The sequence below is a fragment of the Streptomyces sp. NPDC054847 genome (assembly GCF_053610925.1).
Map to the genome: position 1 here is coordinate 1 of NZ_JBSGZJ010000075.1, position 21,175 is coordinate 21,175.

General features: G+C 72.2%; 19 protein-coding genes. 6 read left to right on the forward strand and 13 right to left on the reverse strand.

What is annotated here, in order from left to right; genetic code table 11:
* From ACWGH4_RS11410 to ACWGH4_RS11425, 4 genes are all read right to left on the reverse strand, one after another.
* Positions 1 to 2,206, reverse strand: a 2,206-nt coding sequence (locus tag ACWGH4_RS11410; RefSeq protein WP_453458703.1) for a catalase, incomplete at its 3' end; no start/stop codon positions are given.
* 162 nt (positions 2,207 to 2,368) lie between these two features.
* Complete coding sequence (locus ACWGH4_RS11415; protein WP_453458705.1) at positions 2,369 to 3,097, reverse strand: SDR family NAD(P)-dependent oxidoreductase; 729 nt, start codon at positions 3,095 to 3,097, stop codon at positions 2,369 to 2,371.
* A 146-nt stretch (positions 3,098 to 3,243) separates the two neighbouring features.
* Entirely contained in the window at positions 3,244 to 5,418 is a 2,175-nt protein-coding gene (locus ACWGH4_RS11420; RefSeq protein WP_453458708.1) for a SpoIIE family protein phosphatase, read from the reverse strand.
* A 217-nt stretch (positions 5,419 to 5,635) separates the two neighbouring features.
* Positions 5,636 to 7,114 carry an aminotransferase class I/II-fold pyridoxal phosphate-dependent enzyme gene (locus tag ACWGH4_RS11425; RefSeq protein WP_453458711.1) on the reverse strand — a complete coding sequence of 493 codons (1,479 nt, stop codon included), beginning with the start codon at positions 7,112 to 7,114 and terminating at the stop codon, positions 5,636 to 5,638.
* A gap of 158 nt (positions 7,115 to 7,272) precedes the next feature.
* Between ACWGH4_RS11425 and ACWGH4_RS11430 the strand changes: the two genes are divergently transcribed.
* Positions 7,273 to 8,163: an LLM class flavin-dependent oxidoreductase gene (locus tag ACWGH4_RS11430; RefSeq protein WP_453458714.1), complete on the forward strand. Its 891-nt coding sequence runs from the start codon at positions 7,273 to 7,275 to the stop codon at positions 8,161 to 8,163.
* 7 nt (positions 8,164 to 8,170) lie between these two features.
* Here ACWGH4_RS11430 and ACWGH4_RS11435 read toward each other — a convergent pair whose 3' ends face one another.
* Entirely contained in the window at positions 8,171 to 8,800 is a 630-nt protein-coding gene (locus tag ACWGH4_RS11435) for a TetR/AcrR family transcriptional regulator (RefSeq protein ID WP_453458716.1), read from the reverse strand.
* Positions 8,797 to 9,183 (reverse strand): VOC family protein, encoded by a 387-nt coding sequence (locus tag ACWGH4_RS11440; protein ID WP_453458719.1) that lies wholly within the window; start codon positions 9,181 to 9,183, stop codon positions 8,797 to 8,799. The genes ACWGH4_RS11435 and ACWGH4_RS11440 overlap by 4 nt, the downstream gene beginning before the upstream one ends.
* Before the next feature lie 197 nt (positions 9,184 to 9,380).
* Here ACWGH4_RS11440 and ACWGH4_RS11445 point away from each other — a divergent pair, with 197 nt between their 5' ends.
* A complete protein-coding gene (locus ACWGH4_RS11445) occupies positions 9,381 to 10,400 on the forward strand; it encodes a PRC and DUF2382 domain-containing protein (RefSeq protein ID WP_453458722.1) in 1,020 nt (339 codons plus the stop codon).
* 193 nt (positions 10,401 to 10,593) lie between these two features.
* On the opposite strand, the gene ACWGH4_RS11450 is transcribed toward ACWGH4_RS11445, so the two are convergent.
* The 3 genes from ACWGH4_RS11450 to ACWGH4_RS11460 all read right to left on the reverse strand — a co-directional run bounded on the left by ACWGH4_RS11450 (position 10,594) and on the right by ACWGH4_RS11460 (position 14,717).
* Positions 10,594 to 12,003 (reverse strand): hypothetical protein, encoded by a 1,410-nt coding sequence (locus ACWGH4_RS11450; protein ID WP_453458725.1) that lies wholly within the window; start codon positions 12,001 to 12,003, stop codon positions 10,594 to 10,596.
* 483 nt (positions 12,004 to 12,486) lie between these two features.
* Positions 12,487 to 13,611: an aldose epimerase family protein gene (locus tag ACWGH4_RS11455; RefSeq protein WP_453458728.1), complete on the reverse strand. Its 1,125-nt coding sequence runs from the start codon at positions 13,609 to 13,611 to the stop codon at positions 12,487 to 12,489.
* Between the two features lie 83 nt (positions 13,612 to 13,694).
* Positions 13,695 to 14,717 carry a LacI family DNA-binding transcriptional regulator gene (locus ACWGH4_RS11460; protein ID WP_453458731.1) on the reverse strand — a complete coding sequence of 341 codons (1,023 nt, stop codon included), beginning with the start codon at positions 14,715 to 14,717 and terminating at the stop codon, positions 13,695 to 13,697.
* Positions 14,718 to 15,025: 308 nt separating this feature from the next.
* Here ACWGH4_RS11460 and ACWGH4_RS11465 point away from each other — a divergent pair, with 308 nt between their 5' ends.
* Entirely contained in the window at positions 15,026 to 15,640 is a 615-nt protein-coding gene (locus ACWGH4_RS11465) for a dihydrofolate reductase family protein (protein ID WP_453458735.1), read from the forward strand.
* Positions 15,641 to 15,841: 201 nt separating this feature from the next.
* On the forward strand, positions 15,842 to 16,228 hold the full coding sequence (locus ACWGH4_RS11470) for a VOC family protein (RefSeq protein WP_441262507.1): 387 nt from the start codon (positions 15,842 to 15,844) through the stop codon (positions 16,226 to 16,228).
* Between the two features lie 88 nt (positions 16,229 to 16,316).
* Here the strand turns inward: ACWGH4_RS11470 and ACWGH4_RS11475 are convergent, their stop codons facing one another.
* Both ACWGH4_RS11475 and ACWGH4_RS11480 read right to left on the reverse strand, forming a co-directional pair.
* Positions 16,317 to 16,679 (reverse strand): DUF952 domain-containing protein, encoded by a 363-nt coding sequence (locus ACWGH4_RS11475; RefSeq protein ID WP_453458738.1) that lies wholly within the window; start codon positions 16,677 to 16,679, stop codon positions 16,317 to 16,319.
* A gap of 49 nt (positions 16,680 to 16,728) precedes the next feature.
* Positions 16,729 to 17,949: an MFS transporter gene (locus ACWGH4_RS11480; protein WP_453458741.1), complete on the reverse strand. Its 1,221-nt coding sequence runs from the start codon at positions 17,947 to 17,949 to the stop codon at positions 16,729 to 16,731.
* 223 nt (positions 17,950 to 18,172) lie between these two features.
* Between ACWGH4_RS11480 and ACWGH4_RS11485 the strand changes: the two genes are divergently transcribed.
* Positions 18,173 to 18,727, forward strand: a complete 555-nt coding sequence (locus ACWGH4_RS11485; RefSeq protein WP_453458745.1) for a pyridoxamine 5'-phosphate oxidase family protein — start codon at positions 18,173 to 18,175, stop codon at positions 18,725 to 18,727.
* 142 nt (positions 18,728 to 18,869) lie between these two features.
* On the opposite strand, the gene ACWGH4_RS11490 is transcribed toward ACWGH4_RS11485, so the two are convergent.
* Together ACWGH4_RS11490 and ACWGH4_RS11495 are read right to left on the reverse strand one after the other, a co-directional pair.
* Positions 18,870 to 19,439, reverse strand: a complete 570-nt coding sequence (locus ACWGH4_RS11490) for a DinB family protein (protein WP_441262503.1) — start codon at positions 19,437 to 19,439, stop codon at positions 18,870 to 18,872.
* A gap of 117 nt (positions 19,440 to 19,556) precedes the next feature.
* Positions 19,557 to 20,237, reverse strand: a complete 681-nt coding sequence (locus tag ACWGH4_RS11495; protein WP_453458749.1) for a TetR/AcrR family transcriptional regulator — start codon at positions 20,235 to 20,237, stop codon at positions 19,557 to 19,559.
* Positions 20,238 to 20,335: 98 nt separating this feature from the next.
* On the opposite strand from ACWGH4_RS11495, the gene ACWGH4_RS11500 reads away from it, so the two are divergent.
* Positions 20,336 to 21,076, forward strand: coding sequence for an NAD(P)-dependent oxidoreductase (locus ACWGH4_RS11500; RefSeq protein WP_453458752.1), 741 nt, complete (start codon positions 20,336 to 20,338; stop codon positions 21,074 to 21,076).
* The last annotated feature ends 99 nt before the right edge of the window (positions 21,077 to 21,175 follow it).

The window sequence follows — 21,175 nt, forward strand, 5'->3', positions numbered from 1 at the left end:
CCCACACGCGGTGGCTGCCCAGGAGCCGGCTGATCTCCTCCAGCGTGCCCTCCTCGCCGCGTCCGGTCACCACGCCCGGCGCGCCGGCGGGCACACCGGCCGCCGCCAGCACGCTCTCCGCGCCTGCCCAGCCGCCGATCGCCTTGCCGTGCCGGTACGCCTCGGACAGCATCAGCAGCACCCGCGGGTCGGACGCGCCGCCGCGTCCCGCCGCGGGATCGCCCGCCTTGGCGTCGCGGACGCCGATCGCGTCGTCGGCCGGGCCGGGGGCTCCGGCGAGCAGCAGAGCGTCGAACTCGATCGAGCGCGCCGTGGCGAAGGTGCGCTGCACGGCCACCGGCTCCCCGCCGCCGAGCGCACCGCCGTCGGGGCCGACGACCAACGGAACCATCCCCGCCGCCAGCACGGCCCGCCGTACGGAACGGACTCCGTCGAGGTCGCAGCCGGCGTCGGCGACGATCCCGATGACGCGACCGTCCAGCGGCCAGCTCTGTCCGATCTGGGAGAGCGCCGGGCTCGGTTCCACGGACGCGAGGGGCTCCGTGGGCCCGGGCGCGGGCAGCCCGAGGGCGGCGGCGACGCCGGCGCACAGCTCGGGGTCGATGTTGGCGAGGACCCGCAGGCCGCGCTCCTTGATGGCCTGCTCGTAGCACTTGCCCAGCTCGAACGAGTAGGCGGCGATGATGTGTTCACGTTCCACGGGCGACATGCTGAGCCAGAACCGGCGGGGCTGGCTGAAGTGGTCGGCGAACGAGTCCGGCGCCTCGCGGACCTTCTTCGCCGCCGGCACCTCGACGGGCACCTCGACGTAGGCGCCCAGGTCCGCCCCCGCCTGGAACGGACAGCCGGCGTCGAGCGAGTTGGGCCGGTAGGGCGCCACACCCCGGTGCACGGCGGTCTGGTGCATGCCGTCCCGCAGCATGTCGTTGACCGGTGCGTGGGTGCGGTTGACGGGAATCTGCGCGAAGTTGGGGCCGCCGAGCCGGCTGATCTGGGTGTCCAGGTACGAGAAGAGCCGGCCGGCCAGCAGCGGGTCGTCCGTGATGTCGATGCCGGGGACGAGGTGGCCCGGGTGGAAGGCGACCTGCTCGGTCTCCGCGAAGAAGTTCGACGGGTTGGCGTTCAGGGTCAGCAGTCCGATCGGCTGTACCGGCGCCAGCTCCTCGGGGACGATGTTCGTCGGGTCGAGCAGGTCGATGCCCTCGAACGTCTGCTCCGGGGTGTCGGGGAAGGTCTGGACGGCCAGTTCCCACTGCGGGTAGGCACCCGCCTCGATCGCGTCGGCGAGGTCCCTGCGGTGGAAGTCGGGGTCCATCCCGCCGGTGATCTGTGCCTCCTCCCACACCATGGAGTGCACGCCGAGCTTCGGTTTCCAGTGGAACTTCACCAGCGTCGTGGCGCCGGCGGCGTTGACCAGCCGGAAGGTGTGGACGCCGAAGCCCTCCATCATCCGGAACGAGCGGGGAATGCCCCGGTCCGACATGTTCCACAAGGTGTGGTGGGTGGCCTCCGTGTGGAGGGTGACGAAGTCCCAGAACGTGTCGTGGGCGCTCTGCGCCTGCGGGATCTCGCGGTCCGGCTGCGGTTTGCCGGCGTGGATGATGTCCGGGAACTTGATGGCGTCCTGGATGAAGAACACCGGGATGTTGTTGCCGACGAGGTCGAAAGTGCCCTCTGTCGTATAGAACTTGGTGGCGAAGCCCCGGGTGTCGCGCACCGTGTCGGCGGAGCCGCGGGAGCCGAGGACCGTGGAGAAGCGTACGAAGACCGGCGTCTCGACGCCCTTGCCGAGGAACGCCGCCTTGGTGATCTGCGCGGCGGTGCCGTAGCCCTGGAAGACGCCGTGCGCCGCGGCGCCGCGCGCGTGGACGACCCGCTCGGGGATGCGCTCGTGGTCGAAGTGGGTGATCTTCTCGCGCAGGTGGTGGTCCTGCAGCAGGACGGGGCCGCGGCTGCCGGCCTTCAGGGAGTGGTCGCTGTCGGGGAGCCGGGCGCCCTGTGCGGTGGTCAGGTACGGACCGGCCTGGGCGACGGCCGCCTGGTCCGCTCCCGTCTCCTGTCCCGTCGGGCTCACGGTCGCCGGTCCGCTCTGGTCCGGTTTGGGCGGGAGAGGCGGCCTCGGCTCCGTCGGTTCGTCGACGGTCGGCGGTTGCGGCGACGGCCTGCCGGGGATGCCGCCTTCGGCTCCGGAGTTCTTCCGGTTCATGCGTCCTCCACGGATACGGGGTGCCGGACGCCGGAGAGTCTCCGCCGCCTCGGCATACTCGGCCGATTCTTCTGCCCCGGCGGAGGCACGGCAGTCCGGATACACCCATCCCGGTGGAAGGGGGACCGCTTCGGCGCAGGGCGAATCCCGTGGTGCCGGCGCCTACATGCCGCCCGCGACGCGCAGCACCGCTCCCGTCGTGTACGACGCGTCCTGCGAGAGGAGCCACGCGACCGCGCCGGCGATCTCCTGCGGCTGTCCGGCCCGGCCCATGGGCACGTTGACCGCGACCTTCGCGGGCCGTTGCGGGTCCTCGTGGAACTCGGTCCAGATGGTGCCGGGGGCCACGCAGTTGACGCGGATGCCATCGGCGGCGACCTCCTTCGACAGCCCCGTCGTCATCGCGTCGACGGCCGCCTTGGTGGCCGCGTAGTGCACGTACTGGCCGGGGCTGCCGAGAGTGGCGGCCGCGGAGGAGATGTTGACGATCGCACCGCCGCCGGAGGCGGTCATGTCACGGACGGCACGGCGGGCGCAGAGCAGATATCCCCACACGTTGACCTCCAGCGCCTGGCGCATCCCTTCCGCGTCGGCGTCCGCGAGGCGGCCGTTGGGCCCGCTGATGCCGGCGTTGTTCACCAGGCCCGTGACGGTGCCCAATTCGGCCGCGCTGTCGAAGAGACGGTCGACGGACTGCTCGTCGGCGGTGTCGACGCGGACGGCCAGGGACCGGCGGCCGGCCACGCGCACCGCCTTGGCGACTTCGTGCGCGGCGGCTTCGTCGGACCGGTAGCCGACGACCACGTCGTGGCCTTCCACGGCGAGACGGGCGCAGACCGCGGCGCCGATGCCGCGGCTTCCGCCGGTGACGACGGTGAGTTGCTGACGCAAGGCGGACTCCGGTGTACGTGGGCGGGCGGATGCTGACCGACTCTAATCCGCCGTCCTGGGCTGCCTCATCCGGCCCGCACGGGCGGCCCCGTCTCGGCGGCGGGCGGCCGGCGCCGGACCGGGAGCCGCCGGCCCGTGCCCTGCGGTCAGGGCATCGACCGGAGCAGCAGCAGCGCTGTGTCGTCGGTCCGGTCGCCCGTGGGCAGCGCCTGCATCAGCTGATCGGCCAGCACCTCGAGGTCCCGGGCGCCGACGGCAAGGAAGCGGGCGAGTTCGTCGATGGCCACCCCGATGTCGGTGCCCCGTCGTTCCACGAGCCCGTCGGTGAAGAGGGCCAGGACGCTGCCGGGCGACAGGGTGACCTCGGCGGACCGGTAGTCGGAGACCGGTTCGATGCCGAGCAGCAGTCCCGGTGGCACGGCCAGGGTCCGCGTCTTCCCTTCGGGGTCGCGCAGCAGCGGCGGCGGGTGGCCCGCCGTGGCCAGGCAGGCGCGGCCGCGGGCGAGGTCGATCTCGACGTAGAGGCAGCTTGCGAAGAGGCCCGGGTTGAGGTCGGTGAGCAGGCGGTTGGCACCGGCGAGGACGTCGCTGGGGGACGCTCCGGCGAGGGCCTGCGCGCGCACCGCCGTACGGACCTGGCCCATCAGCGCGGCCGCGGGGACGCTGTGGCCCTGGACGTCGCCGATGACGGCCGCGGCGGTGGTGTCGTCGAGGCGGATCAGGTCGTAGAAGTCGCCACCGATGTCCATTCCGCGGGTGGCGGGCAGGTAGCGGGCGGTGGCCTGAAGGTTCGTCAGCGAAGGCAGGGTCTGCGGGAGCAGGCTCGTCTGGAGGGTGCGGGCGAGGCCGCTCTTGGTGTCGTAGAGGTGCGCCCGGTCGAGGGCCTGGGCGACCAGGCCGGCGAACGCGGTGAGCATGGCCCGTTCGTCGTGTGCGAAGGGCCGGGAGCGGTCGTAGGCCATGACGCAGCAGCCGAGCGGGCGGCCGGCGGCCACGAGCGGCAGGAACGCCCAGGCGTGATGGCCGTCATCGCCGACGGCGTTCGGGAACGCCTCTTCCAGTTCGCGGCGGGAGGCGAAGAAGGCCGGCTCGCCGGTGACCACCACGCGGCCGCTCGGGTTGTCGGGTGCCAGGGGAACTCCGCCGACGTGTTCGGCCTCATGAGGGCCGTAGCCGCTGTGGCCGCGCAGCCGCAGTCTGCCGGCGTGGGTGGCGAGCAGGGCGACGGCGTGGGCGCCGAAGCTCGGGGCGATCTGGTCCACCACGAGCTTGATCACGTCGGGCACGCTGAGCGCCTCGGTGAGCGCGGCGGCGAGGTGCGCCATCCGGTAGAGGACATCGGCGCGGGGCGCGGTCCGTGCCTCTGCGGTGCCTGTCTGCTCGAGCACGGGCGGGTCGGCGGCCACGGCGGGCGCCCCGGTGGCGGCTTCGGCGGACGGCTGGGCGGTGGTCTCGCCGCGGCCCAGGCGGGAGGGAGAGATGCGGACGCTGATGCCCCGTGCGTCGGGGTAGAGCTCGAGGGACAGCCACAGGCCGTCGGGGCGCCGCGCGGTGAACGAGGTGGGCCTGCGGCTCATGACGGCCGACCGGTAGCGGTCCTCGAAGACGGGGTCGTCGAGCCACGGCAGGAGCTCCCACGGCCGCGCTCCCGTCAGGGCGACCATGTCGGAGCCGACGAGGCTCGCCCCCTTGGCGTTGACGAAGGTGACCCTGCCGTCGAGGTCGAGGGCGCAGCAGCCCTCCGGCAGGCGTTCGGCGTAGTCCACCGCGGCGAAGGCCTGGGACTGGGTGACCCGGCGCCCGCGAGGCACCGGCGTCAGCCGGGGTTCGGTGGCCGGCAGGACGGGGTGGCCGTTCTCCTCGGCGCGGCGCAGGGCTGCCGCGACGTGACCGCACGTCCGTTCGACAGCCTTCCGCCGGGCAGGGTCGATCTCCATGGACTGCGAGCCGGGCCAGAGCACCAGGACTCCGCCCCACGTGCGCCCGGTGCTGGTGACGGGGGCGGCGGCGAGGGCGAACGAGTAGGGCAGGGCCAGCCCGAGGCGGGGGTAGCGGCGTGCCAGTTCGCCTTCTGCCCCCACCCAGATCAGGCGGTCCTCGCGGACCGCCTGGGCGAGCGGGCCGGATGCGGAGACGCCGACCCTGGCCCACGGCATGGCGAGGCTGGAGGGCACTCCGGCGAGGACGACGGCGCTGAGCACCTGACTCTCCGGAGGCAGTACGTAGATCCCGCCGCCGTACCCGCCGGTCTCCCTCAGCATCCGGGACAGCAGCCGTTGCAGGGCCTCCACGGCGCCGTCTTCCTCGTCGGCCGGTGCCATGACCTAGTCCTTCACGGCCGGGGCGACGGACCGTGCCGTATCCGCGCCGCGCGGCGCCGTCGGGCGGACACGCGGTGCGGGCCGTCCGGGCCGGGGGCCCGGGCCGGAGTCTTCCGGGCGGCCGATCGGTGCGCGACAAGGTACAGGTTTCATCATTTGTGGACATTACGCCCATACCTCGGCAGCCTGCACCCTTGAGCCGCCGACCTGGGAACGCTCAGGAGCCGGGCCGGTCCTCGACGGTCACCCGCACCGTCTTGACCTCGGGATCGACGCCGTCGGGGACGACCATGCCGGCTTCGGCGCCGCTGCGCAGATACCGCAGCGCCGCCTCGTTCAAGCCCTCGCCGGGCAGTGCGACGGGAATACCCGGCGGGTAAGGGGTGAGCATCTCGGCGCTGACACGGCCCACGGCCTTCTCCCACGGGACCTGCTCGACCCGGCCGAAGTACGCGTCACGGGGCAGCATGACCTGTTCCAGTCGCAGGTCCGCGGGGTCGGGCACCTCCACCTCGGGCGCGGGCCGCAGCTGCGGTGCCTGGGCCGGCACGTCCCGCAGGGCGGCGAGCAGACGCTCCGCGGAGGTCTCGTCGTCCGCGTGGGTCAGCTGCGCGCTGATGCGCCGGTGGTCGGCGAGATGGAGGTTGACGCGGTGGGTCCGCCGCAGCCGGTCCGCGATCCGGTAGCCGGTCGTACCGAATGCGCTGACGTCGATGACGACCTGCAAAGAGTCCATGTCGGTCGCACGGCCGGGACCGCAGAGGTCGTCCCTGCCGTGGACGCGCATGCCGTCGATGTCCTCGATGCTGCCCCGGACGTCGCCGGCCAGGGCCAGCGCCGCGTCGTACAGGGCACGGCCGTGCTCGACCATCTGGCGGCGCCAGCCGTCGAGCGCGGCGTAGATCAGCGTGGAGGGACTCGTCGTACCCAGCAGGTCCTCACGGCTCTTGAGGACCGTCGGATCGATGAGATCGCCCTGGAGGTGGAACACCGAGCTCTGCTCGAGCCCGGAGCCCATCTTGTGGACCGAGGTGACACACACGTCGGCCCCGGCGTCCATGGCCCACGTCGGCAGGTCGGGGTGGAAGGGCAGATGGGCGCCCCACGCCTCGTCCACGATGAGCGGTACCCCGTGCTCGTGGCACGCCTCCGCGATGCCCGCCAGGTCCGAGCAGGTCCCGTAGGGGGTGGGTGTCGTCACGAGAGCACCGCGGGCGTCGGGGTGGTCTGCGAGCGCGGCGCGGAAGGCGTCGGCGGACGGCGGGTGGGCCATGCGCCGCTCCGCGTCCCACTGGGGCTCGACCCACACGGGCCGGATGCCCGCGAGCACCAGGCCGGAGACCACGGACTTGTGCGCGTCCCGGCCCACGAGCAGCTTCTCGTGCGGGCCTGCGACGGCGAGCATGGCCGCCTTCACGGACAGCGAACTGCCGCAGGTGGAAAAGAAGGTGTGCTCGGCCCCGACGGCGTCCGCCATCAACTCCTGGGCCTGCTCGAGCACCGCGTGCGAGGAGGTCCGGTCGTCGAGGCCGCTGATGGCGAGCACGTCGGACCGGAAGACCTCGTCGCCCAAGACCGCGCGGACCCGCGGGTCGGCGCCGCGGTGCTGCTTGTGCCCGGGCGGCGTGAAGGGGGTCTGATTCTCCGCGTGGTACGCGGCCAGCGCTTCCAGTACCGGTGTCCGTGAGTGGTCCATGTGACTCCGCTTCCCTTCGGGGCGGCACGAAAACTGACGCGCTGGGCCGAACGGGGCATTCCGGAGCGGCTCCCTCTTCCGCGCGCGCACCGCGGCCGCTCCGCCGCCGTCAGGAAACTCGGTTGTGGGCGGCGTCGCCGGGCGGGTATTGGTTCTGCATGACCTCTCTCGGCGCAGTCTTCCGTCCGCAGTTGCCTCCCGAACGGTTGCGCGAGGTGGTCCGCACGGCCGACGCCGCCGGGCTGGAGGAGTTGTGGCTCTGGGAGGACTGCTTCCTCGAGAGCGGTGTCGCCACGGCGGCCGCCGCCCTCGCCTGGTCGGAGCGTCTTCGGGTGGGCGTGGGCCTGCTGCCGGTCCCCCTGCGGAACGTCGCCCTGACGTCGATGGAGGCCGCCACGCTGCACCGGCTCTTCCCCGGCCGGGTGGCCCTGGGCGTCGGGCACGGCGTCCAGGCGTGGATGGGGCAGGTCGGCGCGCGCGTCGAGTCGCCGCTGACGCTGCTGCGTGAGCATCTCACCGCCATGCGGGCCCTGTTGCGGGGTGAGCGGGTGACGGTGGACGGCCGGTACGTGAAGCTCGACGGCGTCGCCCTCGACTGGCCTCCGGCGACGGCTCCCGCGGTGCTGGCCGGGGCGACCGGGCCGCGCTCACTGCGGCTGACCGGCGAGGCGGCCGACGGAACGATCCTGGACGCGGCCGTTCCGCCCGAGGGCGTGCGAAACGCCCGCCGGCTGATCGACGAGGGCCGGGCGGCGGCCGGACGCACCGGCCGTCACGAGATCGTCGTCTATCTCCACACCGCGACCGGCACCGGCGCCGAGGCCCGTCTCACGGCTGAACTGGAGCGCTCCGGCGGGGCGTCGACACCCGGGCTCGGCGTGGCGGGCGACGCGGGCGTGGTGGCCAAGGCCGTCCAGCGGCTCGTGGACGTGGGAGCGGACACCGTGGTGCTCCAGCCGACGGCCGACGAGCCGGACCCGGAGGGCTTCGTACGGTTCGTGGCCGAAGAGGTGCGCCCGCTCGTTCCCGGTCCGGCCGACGGATCCTGACGCGGCGTCAGTGCCGGTGTCTGGCGTGCGCGGGCATCTCGCTCACCCTGACCAGATGGTCGAAGTCGACCGCCGCACCCTGCAGCAGCAGGTCCACCAGTGGGCGTGCGGCCGCCCGGCCGGTGTCGCCGAACAGCGCCCGCTGGTAGACCACCGACGCGAGGAGGTCGACCAGCAGGTCCGGATCGACACCGGCCCGCAGGTCGCCGCGGTCGACGGCGCGCCGCACCGCGACCATGGCGGCGTGCCTGCTGGGCTGTACGAGCACGTCGATCAACCGCCCGTGCAGAGCGGCGTCGTGCGCGCACTCCGCGACGAGCGGGGCGAGTACGCCCGCGGGCAGCCGGTCGAGTAGCGCCTCCGCCAGCACGCCGACGCTCTGGGTCAGATCACAGCGGGTGCAGCCGTTGTCCGGCACCGGGGGCGTGACCAGCACAGAGGCGAGGGCGTCGATCACCAGGCTCTGACGGGTGGACCAACGCCGCCGGATGGACGCCTTCGTGGTGCCCGCCCTCGCCGCGACCGTCTCGAGGGCGAAGCGGGAGTATCCGTGCTCCCGCAGCACGTCGAGCGTCGCGGCCACCACCGCGGCGTCGATCGCCGGGTCGCGCGGACGGCCGGCCGCGGAGGGTGTCACTGTGCGGCGTCCTGTGGGTACCAGCGCAGTTCGACGGTGTTGCCGTCGGGGTCCTGCACGTAGAGCGACCAGGCGTCGCCCCGGGCGCCGTAACGTTCCACCGGCCCTTCCAGCACCTTGAACACGCCGGAGTCGATGACCTCCTGCCAGTCCAGAGGGTCGACGACCAGGCATATGTGGTCCACGTTGGACTCGCCCCGGGGGCGGCTGACCAGGTCGATGATGGTCGTGGGGGTGATCCGCACGGACGGGAACGGCACCTTGCCCGCCCGCCACTCCTCCACACGTACGGGCTCGAGCCCGAGCGGTCCGCAGTAGAACTCCAGGGCTCGTTCGACGTCTTGGACGTTGAGCACCAGATGGTCGAAGTCCTTCACTCGCATGACGTTCCTCCCCCTCATTTGAATTCGATCCGGTTCGTATCGTAAACCTCGTACCCCTCCCCCGGCAAGAGGCAGCAGCGTGCGATACGGAGGGCAGCAGCCAGTCACAGCAAAGGAGTTATCTACCGTTTTGGGCTGTTTAGTCGCTTTCCTGGGGGCTACCCGGGCGTTCAGGGACGTCCGAGAAGGAGGAAGTCGTGATCACGAAAGCACAGATCCGGAACGTACTGGACCACCCGGTATACGACGCCGACGGCAACAAGGTCGGCAACGCCAAGCATGTCTTCCTCGACGACACCACCGGCGAGCCCGACTGGGTCAGCGTGCAGACGGGCCTGTTCGGCAGCAACGAGTCGTTCGTGCCGATCCGGGACGCCAACATGGTCGAGGACCACCTCGAAGTCCCCTATGCGAAGGACACCATCAAGGACGCCCCCAACGTCGACGTGGACGCAGGTGGACATCTCTCGCCGCAGGAGGAAGAGCGCCTGTACCGGCATTACCGCATCGACTGGGACTCCGCGTGGAAGCGCGCCAACCAGCCCTCCGAGGGCGGCTGGGCCCACTCCGGCGGAACGGGCCAGGCAGGCAAGTCCGGCGCCGCGGGTGCGGCAGGAGCCGCGGGTGCGGCCGGGAAGGCCGGTACGGCAGGCAGGAGCCGGGCCGGAGCCGGCGAGGGCATGGCGGGCGAGACGCCGGCCCACGGACGCACGGCAGCCGGAGGCCAGACCCGCGGACGCGACATGGCCGGTGAACGCCGGGGCATGGCGGGCCAGGAACGCCGGGGCGACACCGACTCGGCGATGACCCGGTCCGAGGAGAGCATGCATGTCGGCACCGAGCGTCACGAGATCGGCCGTGCGCGGCTGCGCAAGTACGTGGTCACGGAGGAGGAGCAGCAGACGATTCCGCTCCGCCACGACGAGGTGCGCGTGGAGCGCGAGCCGATCACCGAGACCAACCGCGGCGCGGCACTGTCCGGGCCGGAGATCTCCGAGGCCGAGCACGAAGTCACCCTGTACGAGGAGCGGCCGGTCGTGGAGACCCGCGTCGAGCCGGTCGAGCGTGTCCGGCTGACGACCGAAGAGCACACACAGCAGGAGACGGTCAAGGGCCGGGTCCGCAAGGAGCGGATCGAAGCCGAGATGCCGGACGAGGGCACCGAGCGGGCCTCGCGCGAGAAGCACGAGCGCCGTGGCCCGGGCGGACCTGTCTGACGCTCCGACACCGGAGCGGCCTCCGACAGCGCGTGTCGCGGGGTGAAGGTGACGAGGCGGACGGGGCCAGGCGGTTGCGAGAACCGGTCGGGCGTCGTCCGCCTCACTGTCGCGTCGCCTGCCCGTCCCGATGCGTACGACGCTGCCACCAGGACGGGTTGCGTACCCGGTGCCGCTACCGGTGGCGGTCGCGTCAGCGAGCCGGTGCGGAGGGTGTTGTGCCGGCGCGGTGGTCGTGCAGTTGCTCCAGGCGCCGCTGGAGCAACTGGAGCGCGCCGCGCTGACGTCCCGGCACCCGCCGTCGCAACGCCACCAGGGCCGGGGCGAGTTGCCGTGCCCTCGCCGCGTCCCCGATCTGCTCCCACTGGTGATGCGCACGGTCCACTGCCGCTTCGACGTCCGGATCGTCGGTGGTCTGCTGACGGCCGAGCCGCACTTCGGCGGCTGTCATCCACAACTCGCAACTGCGGGCCGGGTCCTGGGCGAGCCGCGCGAGGTCCGCCCGTACCTCCAGCCAGTGCAGCACCTGGACGGAGCCGGGACCGTGGGCGCGCAGCGCCTCGTTCTCGCACGAGGCCGCGGCGGCCGCGGCCTCGTCGTGGCGCCCGGCCCGCGCGGCGGCGAGGATCGCCGGATGCGGGTCGGCGCCTGCGGCGGCGAGGCTCACTGGGGGCGGGGCGGCCCCTGCGGCGGCGAGGCCCGCAGGGTGCGGCTCGGCCGCGAGGTTCGCCGTATGCGCGTCGGCCCCCGTGGCGCCTAGGTTCACCGGATGCGCGTCTGCCCTCGCCGGGGCGGGAGCGTCGGTGGGGGCCGGTGCGATGCGCGGGCCCGGCACCGCGGCGTGCCCGTGCACCGGTCCCGACGTGTGTCCTGCGGGGTGGCTCAGCGGGGGCCCGGCGTACGCGGCGGCGGTCGAGGGGGCGTTCGACGGGGCGATGCCGAACAGCAGCGCGCCGTCGGGAGCGTCCTGGGACGCCGACTGCGCGGCGGCCTGTTCGTGGAGATGCGGGAGCGGCGGGCGCGCCCCGCTGCGCCAGATCGCGGCCACGGCCTTCAGATGGACGGGGGCGGCGACGGTGCGGCGGCCTGGAGCGGGGGCGATCCGTCCGTACGTCCGTGTCCCGTCGCCGAGGAGCAGCCTGCCGCCGGTGACCTGCTGCCAGGCCTCGGTGTCGGCGACGAGGTCCAGCACCACCGTGGTGGTTCCCGGCCGCCGGGTCTTCAGCTCGCCCGCGAGCCAGTGCCAGGGCAGCGCCGTGTAGCGCATCGTCGCCGGTGCCGTGCGGGCGAGGGCGAGGTGCAGCTGCCGCTGCTTGCGGTCCACGTGCAACTGCCCCGCCAGATACAGGTGCAGCGGTCCGGGCGAGGCGGCGGCGGCGCGGATGCGGGTCAGGACGGTCTGGGGATCGAGCGGGTCGGCGAGCTCGATCACCGTGGCCGCGGCCGCGCCGGCCGTACCGGCGAGGACGTCCGCCGGTACGGCCGCGAGCGCGGGCAGCACGGACGCGGCGTCGATGAGCCGCCCCTTGCCGGCCGGGGCGGCTGCGAGGAGCAGCGCGGTACCCGGAGCCGGACTCTCCCGGTTCTCCCCTGTGATCAGCACATCAGCACCGTACCCGGTCCCGCGGGGCGGAGCCGGACGGCCGCCGCACGACGGCTATTTGTGGACGCTGTACTTCAGGTGCGTCGCCTGCGCGGTGCCGACGACCTGACATCGAGGCGTCGCCGCTCCGCCCCGAGGTTGTCGAACTGGCGCAGCCCCTGCCGAACAGGACCGGAACCCCACGGAGTCGGAGCTCGCCGATCGACCCGGCACGCAGGTACTGCCGGACGGCGCGGGCCGCGCCTGCGATGTCGGCATCGCGCCCGCCGGACGCGGCCTTGACGTGTTCCAGCGCGCTGTGGATTGCGGTCCGTGACGCATGTGGAGGTGATGCCGCCCTGCTCGACGATCGGCCGACGGGGCGGTGGACGAGCACGAACACCGGCGTGCGGAACGGCGGTTCGTCGCCCCGCGGCACCTCACCCGGTGTCGTCCATCGTCCTGCCCGTTACGGGGCTCCTCCTGGGCGGATGTGCCGAGTTCTCACCCCTGCGTCGATCGGGGCCAGCTCCTTTCGACACCGTCGCCCGGCGACTTCGCGGTCAGGTGCGGGAAGCGGAACTCGGTGCGGCTGTGCCACGGCTCGTGCGGACGCACCACCGTGCTGGGGTACTCGGGGCGGTTGGGGGAATCGGGCAGATGCTGGGTCTCCAGGCAGACGCCCGAGTACCGTTCGTGCCGCCGTCCCGAGGGGGCGGCGAGCGACCCGTCGAGCTGGTTGGCCGTGTACACCTGCACGCCGGGTTCCGTGGTCCAAACCTCCATGACGCGCAGTTCGCCCGGCGCGCTGAGCCGGGCGGCACGGCGCGGTGCGGCGGCCGGGCCGGCGGGGTCCAGCACCCAGCAGTGGTCGAAGCCGCCGGCGGCGCGCAGCTGCTCGTCGGGCATCGCGAGCCGTTCGCCGAGGACACGCGGCTCGGTCAGGTCGAAGGCCGTGCCGCGTACGTCCGCCGCCGGGCCCTGGGGGATGCCGGTGGCGTCGACGGGCAGGTAGCTGTCGGCGTCGACCTGCAGCGCGTGGCCGCGGATGTCGCCTTCGCCGGTGAGGTCGAAGTAGGCGTGGTGGGCGAGGTTGACCACGGTGGGCCGGTCGGTGGTGGCGGTGAAGTCGACGGCGAGGGTCCCCTCGGCATCGAGGCTGTACGTCACGCTCACGTCGAGTGCGCCAGGGAAGCCCATGTCGCCGTCAGGGCTGTGCAGGGACAGCCGCACGGCCGCGGTCTCCGCCCCGGGCACCTCGCTCGCCCGCCACACCTTCGTGTCGAAGCCGCCCGGGCCGCCGTGCAGGGCGTGGCCACGATCGTTGGCCGGGACGTGGTAGCGGGTCCCGTCGAGGGTGAAGGTGCCGTTCGCGATCCGGTTGGCGAAGCGGCCGACGACGGCGCCGACGTAGGCGTTCTTCTCCGCGTAGTCGCCGATCCCGGGGAGGGCGAGGACCACCGAGGCGTCCTCGCCCCGGGTGTCGGGGACGGTGAGCGAGTGGAGGACGGCACCGTAGGTGAGGATCTCGGCCCGCACCCCGTGCCCGGAATCGAGAGCCCAGAGCTCGGTCTCCTCACCGCCGGGGAGAGTTCCGTAAGGGCTGCGGGTGACGGTGGGGCGTGGCATGGCGATCCTTCGGGCGGGAAACGGGTGGTGGGCGGGTCAGCGGGTGCGCGGCGGCCGGTCAGCTCGGGTCGGCGCGGGGCGGGTCAGCCGGACCGCGGCGGGCGGGTGGTCGACTCCCTGACGACGAGGCGGTAGCCGGGCCGTTGCCGCCGGGGCTCGGGGGGCGTGCCGCCGGCGAGGCGTTCGACGAGACTGTCGACGGCCAGCCTGGCGATGGCCTCCTTGTCCGGGGAGATCGTCGTCAGCGTGGTGGACCCGTAGCGGCCCTCCTCGATGTCGTCGAACCCGACCACGGCGACGTCGCCGGGGACGGTCAGTCCGCGTTCGGTGAGAGTGCGCATCGCTCCGACGGCGATGAGGTCGTTGTACGCGAAGACCGCGTCGGGCCGCTCGCCGCGGTCGAGCAGGGCGGCCATGGCGCTCGCCCCGTCCTCCCGCCCGTAACCGTCGGTGACGACCACCAGGGCGTCGTCGGCCTTCAGTCCCGCCGCGGCGTGTTCCTCCCGCCAGCCGCGCAGCCGCAGGTGGGCGGGCTGGCGCTCGCGGCCGGTCCGGGAGCCGAGGAAGGCGATACGGCGGTGGCCGAGGCCGATGAGATGCCGGACGGCCTCCCGGGCGGCGGCGACGTTGTCGATGGCGATGTGGTCATACGGAGCCTCGTACTCCCGCTCCCCCAGCAGCACCAGCGGAGCGCTGTCCGTGCGTGCGGTGAGGTCCTCCGTCTCGAGGTGGATGGGGCTGAGGATGAGCCCGTCGATGACGTGGGCGCGGAAGCCCTGGCTGACGAGGAGTTCCTTCTCCCGCAGTCCGGCTGTGTGGTCCACCAGGACGGTGTAGTCGTGTCGCGCGGCGGCGTCGACGACCGCGCCGGCCAGTTCGGCGAAGTATGGGTTGCCGAACTCCGGCACGGCGAGGGCGATGATGCCCGTCCGCCCTTTGCGCAGGTGACGGGCGGTGAGGTTCGGCCGGTAGCCGAGCTCGTCGATGGCCTGCTGCACCTTGGCCCGCATCTGGGGCGTGACGTGCGGGTAGTTGTTGACGACGTTCGAGACGGTCTTGATGGACACGCCCGCCCGACTGGCAACGTCCTTGAGGCTGACGCCCACGGCACTCCTTGACTCTCGATGCGGCAGTACCGCTGTGACGGTGTGTGGCCGGCGCTCCCGCGGCATCACACCGTGCGGCACCGTGCCACGACGACCACGATAAGGAAGCAGCGCCCCGGCCACGGAGCGGTAGGACGAATTGAGCGGGCGGACCGCCCCGGCATCCGGAGAAGCAGACTCCCGGGGCGCCACCGGGGTCGCGGCCGGTGCACGCCGCTGCGCGCGTGAGGCGCCACCGGTTCGCGTCCGGTGCACGCCGCTGCGCGCGTGTGCGATGAGTTCGGGCGGCGGATCGGGTCTGCCCTGGTATGACTCGAATCATCGCTGACATCTCCGTCTCCCTCGACGGATTCGTCACCGGACCCGATCCCGGCCCGGACAACGGTCTGGGCACCGGCGGCGAGGCGCTGCACACCTGGGCGTTCTCCGACGACCCCGACGACCGCCGGGTCCTGCGCGAGGCGACCGCCCGCTCGGGCGCCGTCGTCCTCGGCCGTCGGCTCTTCGACGTGGTCGACGGGCCGAACGGCTGGGACGACGAGACCGGCTACGGCGCCCGTGAGGTCGGCAGACCCGCGTTCGTCGTCGTGACGAGCTCACCGCCGGAATCGGTGCGGCTCACCGGCCTCGACTGGACGTTCGTCACCACCGGTCTGCCCGACGCCGTCGCCGCCGCGCGCCAGCGTGCCGAAGCGGCGTCGTCGGCCGGCGGCAAGGACCTCGACGTCGTCCTCATGGGCGGCGGCGCCACCATCGGCTCGGCGCTCGACGCCGGGCTGGTCGACGTACTGAGCCTGCACCTGGCGCCCGTCGTGCTGGGTGCCGGGACGCCCCTGTTCACCGGCGGAGCGCAGCGCACGCTGGTGCAGCGGGGCGCGACCTCGACATCGACGGCGACGCACCTGACCTACGACGTGCTCTGACGATTGCGCAACGGAACGCTCACATCGAGCAGTCCGAGTCCTCGGCGAGGACCGGGGCCCTCTGCGGGCGCGTGACATCTCGCCTGGAGTCGGCCTTCGCCGCTGTCCGCCCTTGCCCGCCCCGTGGCGCGGTCGAGGCGCGGTCGAGGCGCGAAACGGAATCTCCGGCCCGGCGGGCCGGCGACGGCATAGGTTCAAGGCATGGTGCATGTACTCGGCAGCAGGGTCCTGCTGCACCCGACGGATCCGGACCGCACCCGCGCCTTCTACGGCGGAGCACTGGGACTCGCCGTCAGTCGCGAGTTCGGGACCGGACCGGAACGTGGCACGGTCTATTTCCTGGGCGGCGGATTCCTGGAGGTCTCGGGGCGCTCCGAGAACCCGCCGGCGCCAGGTCTCCAGCTGTGGCTCCAGGTCGAGGACGTGCAGGCGGCGTTCGAGGAGCTACGAACAGCCGGCGTGGAGGTGCTGCGCGCTCCGGTGATAGAGCCGTGGGGGCTGATCGAGATGTGGATCGCGGACCCGGACGGCGTCCGCATCGCGGTCGTCGAGGTGCCGGAGAACCACCCGCTGCGCTACCGCCCCTGAAGTCCCACGGCGGCGGACCGCGCCCGCGCCGCGAGGACCACCGAGCGCGGTGACCGACACACGCGTGGCCCGGGCCCGGCCCGGCGGGTCAGGTGATCTTCTTCGTTCCTGTGGCGCGGCCGTGCTCGTCCCAGGTGACTTCCAGGATCTGTTCGACGGCGACGCGATCGATATGACCGAACACGTGGGGGAACAAGGTTCCGTCGGGGACTCCGGGCGGCGGGGACGGGACGGCCGCTTCCCGTTCCGTCCTGGCGGTGAGACGGCTCTCGTCCAGGACGAGCACCAGGAGCGGCCTCGGCGTGCTGCGGTAGAAGGCGTTGACGACGGCCAGGGTGGTCGCCTCGTCGGGGGCGCAGTGGACGAAGCCGTCTTCGGTGAGGGATGCGGGCGCGTAGGGCTGGTCCGGGTCGGCCGTCCAGTCCCTTTCCGTGACAACGTAGTAGATCATCTCAGGGTTGTACAGCACTCGGCGCGGCCGCCTGGCCGGTCGAACCGGATCACCGGCGGGTTTCGTCACGGGTCCGGGTGAGTTCGGTCGGCGGTCTCAGTGCGGAGTAGGCGCCCGCGCCCGCGGCGAGCAGCATCACGCAGCCGGTGAAGACGAGCCCCGCGGTGCGCAGGCCCCACAACTGGGCCGCGGCGCCCACGCCCACCACCGGCAGTGAGATGCCGGTGTAGGCGATGACGAAGAACGCCGAGATGGTGCCGCCGCGGTGTTCGGCGGGTGCCGCCCCGCCCACGAGGGACAGGGCCGCCCGGAACGCCAGCCCCTGGCCCGCGCCTCCGCACAAGGCCCCGGCGACGAGTACGGCGAGGGATTCGGCGACGAGCGACGAGGCGACGAGCAGCAGGCCGGCGATGAGGACGGCGCAGCCGATGGGAAGCGCGCGCCGGGTGCCGATGCGTTCGCTCAGTGACTGCCCTGCGGTGGAGGCGAGGAAGACGGAGAAGACGACAGCTCCCGTGACGGCGAGGTTGTGCACGTCGAGTGTCCGGGCCACGAAGCTGGGGGCGAGGGCGGTGAACAGTCCGAGGAGGGAGAAGCCGGCGAAGGCCGCGACGGAGGCGGGGGCGAACACTCCTCTCACCTCGGGGGGCACGGAGACTCCCTGGGGCTTCAGCGGGGGGAAGCGCTTCGGCCGCTCGACGGTCTCCGGGAGGAAGCGGATGATCACGGCGGCGACGGCGACCAAGGCGATGTGGACCCAGAAGACGAGCTCGAGCGGGCGGGGCGCGTACTGGGCGAGGATCCCGGACAGCAGCGGTCCGCAGCCGAGGCCGCCCATGTTCGCCGCGGTGGCCGCGAACCCGGCCCGGGCCCGCTGTCCGGGTCGGGCGAGTTCCATGACGGCGGCGGTCGCCGCGCCGCTGAGCAGTCCGGCCGCGAATCCGGAGAGCAGCCGCCCGGCGAAGAGCAGGGGGAGGCCGGTTTCCAGCAGAAAGCATCCGGCGCTTGCGGCGGACAGGACCATGGCACAGAGCAGGACGGGCCGGCGCCCGACTGCGTCGGAATAGTTTCCGCCGACGAGCAGCACTGCGATCACGGCGACGGCGTACACGGCGAAGACCACGGTCACCATCAGGTCGGAGAAGCCGATCTCCTGCTGGTAGAGCCCGTACAGCGGCGTGGGCAGGGTCGTGCCGGCCATGCCGATGGCGAACACCAGGGCGGCCGCGACGTAGCCGGGACGGTGGCCCTCACCTTTGTGGACGATCATGCGGCTCACCTTACGAGCGCCCCGCCGCGGGCGGCCGGACCCTGCCGCATCGCGAGTGCGGCGCCGGGGGTGTGCGCCGGTGCTGCCCGTGGCGGGGCCGGAGGCGGTCGCTCGTGGCCTGCGGTTGTCCCTCGTGTGGCGTGCAGATGGACACGAACGGGTGCGGTGATGATGTCCGAGGGGGCCGCCGGTCGTTGGGAGAGGGACGAGAAGGAGATCCGCCATGCCCACAGGACCGGCCCAGCAGCCTACGGCCGAGCTCGATGCCCGCTACAGTTCCGCACTCAATCCCCGCCCGGGTGCCGCGGGTGTCACCGCCGTCGAGTGGTCGGAGGCTCTACGGCACTTGGAGGCCGCCGAGATCTTCTGGGTGTCGACGGTGCGGCCCGACGGTCGGCTGCATGTCACGCCCGTGATCGCGGCGTGGCACGACGGCGTGCTGTACTTCTCCACCGGCCCGGAGGAGCAGAAGGCGAAGAACCTCGCTGACAACGCGCACTGCGCACTGACCACCGGCAGGAATGCGCTGACCGAAGGCTTCGACGTCGTGGTCGAGGGCAAGGCGGAGCAGGTCACTGATCCGGCGGTGCTGGAGGAGGTGGTCGCCGCGCACGAGGCGAAGTACGGCCCGCACATCACCTCGCCCGAGGGGACGTTCCACGGTCTCGGGGACACGATCCGGACGGGGGGTGCGGTGCTCTTCGCGGTGGCGCCGGTCACGGCGTACGGCTTCGGTCGGGACAACGGGGTCTACAGCCATACGCGATGGGTGTTCTGAGCGGCGCTGTGCGCACCGGTCCGGCACCGAACAGCGCCCCGTCCCCTGCCCGCGTCGACGATGCGGGCAGGGGCCCGTCACTTGTGAGGCTGTCAGCCGGTGGTGACTGGCCGGCGGGGGTGGTTGTGGAGTACGGCCGTCGTCACTGGCCCACTCTTCCGTCGACGCACTCGCGCAGCAGGTCGGCGTGTCCGCAGTGACGGGCGTATTCCTCGATCCGGTGCACCATCAGCTCCCGGATCGAGGTCTTGTCCTTCCCCACCCGCTCACCCAGATCCGGGTGCTCGGCCAACGCGGCGTCGGTCGCCGCCTGTTCACGCTCCAGGTCGGTGTACGCGGCGTCGACCATGGCCTGGTCGGCGGCGGCGTCGTCGAAGTCCGCGTCGCGGCGGCCGTACAGCTTCGGCAGGGGGTCGCCGTCGGTGATCCAGTTGCGCCAGTCCCGTTCCACCTCGGCGAGGTGCCGGATCAGGCCGAGCAGCGACATCGACGACGGCGGAACGGACCGACGGGCCAGCTGCTCCGCGTCGAGGCCCTCGCACTTCATCCGCAGGGTCATGCGGTAGCCCGTCAGAAAGTCCAGCAGCGTCGGGAGCTCGCCGTCCGGACTGACACTTTCCTTGTTGCGGGGGTCGTCGTCCGGGTCTGCCCACATGTCGGGGTAGACGGTTGCCTGGGTCCATCGTGCGGGTTGATCACTCATACGCTGCATGGTGATCTGCGGCGGCCCCCGTGCGCTACACAATTCTTCCTTGCGACGGATCGCGTCAGTGCGGAGGACTCGGTGAACACGCGGCGCCTTGAAGCGTCGTGGGGTTCGCCGGCCGGGTCACGACCAGGCTTCGCGCCTCTGTTGCAGGCCGTCGAGGACCAGGTCGAGCCCGATGTCGAACTCCGCGGCGTACGTGTAGCCGGGTTTCAGGGCGTGGAGGGTGATCATCTCGGTGAGGTGAGGGAACTCGTCGCCGGGCATCTGCTGCAGGATCGAGTCGGCCAGGTCGTCGATGCCGGTGGACGGTTCGAACGGGAGGCTCAGCTCCTGCAGGGTGAATCCGTAGATGTAGCTGTCGAGTACGGAGAACGCGTGCGCGGCGCCGGCGATGGTGAAGCCGCCCGCTCGTAGGCAGCCGATGACCGCGTCGTGGTGGCGCAGTGTCGCGGGGCCGGGGTTGCTGCGGGAGTCCATGAGGCCGATCGCCCACGGGTGGCGCATCAGCGCGTCGCGTGTCGATACGGCGCGGCGTCGTATCGCGGGCCGCCATGGGAGGTCCGTGGGCGGGAGTTCGATCTCGCCGAAGAGGATGTCGACCATGCCGTCGAGGATCGCTTCCTTGTTGCGGACGTGGTGGTAGAGCGACATGGCTTCGACGCCGAGCCGGTCGGCGATCTTGCGCATCGTGAGCGCGCCCGTGCCGGCCTCGTCCGCGAGTGCGAGCGCCGTTCGCAGGACCGTGTCCTTGCTGAGGGGTCGGCGGCGCGGTGCCGGCGTGCGGGCGGGCTCGGTGGCCACGGATTCCTCCTCGGGTGGGCTTGCAGGTTGACAACCTTACTTCGTAAGGCACACCCTTACGACGTAAGGGTGGGGCGAGGACGGGGAGGGCGAAGGTCATGGAGCCGATCAGCTCGGAGGAGTCCCGAAGAGCGGGCCCGCGCAAGAAGATGTGCGTCGTGGGCGCGTCCGGGAAGCTCGGGCGGTACATGGTGCGGCACGCGCTGGACCGGGGCTACGAAGTGGTGGGCGTGTGCCGGGAGCAGAGTGTCGGCAAGCTCGCCGAGTTCGAGGGGCGGATGACGGTGGTCCCCGGGGCGACCGACGACCGTGCGGCCGTCGCACGGGCGGTGGAGGGGTGCCAAGCCGTGCTCACGGTGCTGGCTCCATGGGGGATGAACCACTACTCCTCCGGCACGGCCCGGGCCGTGCTCGACGCGGCGCCCGCGGGGGCGCGCCTGGTGTTCTCCTGCGGCTGGCACATCACCCACGACGGAAAGGACGTCTACACGCGCAAGCTCAGGGCGTTCGTGGCCGTTTTCGGGCGATTGGCCAGGCTGGCCCGTGTGGCCGACCTGGACGACCAGGTGGAGGCCTGCCGGACGATCTTCGCCAGTGACACCGCTTGGACGGTCGTCCGCGGCAGCGACCTGGAGGAGGGCGAGAGCGAGGGCCTGCCGGTGTGGAGCCGGCACGTCGGTGACCCCGTCCTCGCGAGCAACCTGACCCGTCGCGTGGACTTCGCCCTCTTCATGGTCGCCGCGGTGGAGGACGACGCCCTCGTCCGGGAGGCCCCCGCCATCGTCGGTCGGCTGACCCCGTCGGCCCTCGCCCACGCCCGTACGCAGGGCGCGGCGTGATCCGCATCCGGTGAGGCTGTGGGGCGGTGCCCACCGCTGCGCTCGGGTCCTCGAGCGCGCCGATCTCGCCCCTCCGTGACGACGACCCCGGCCCGCTCC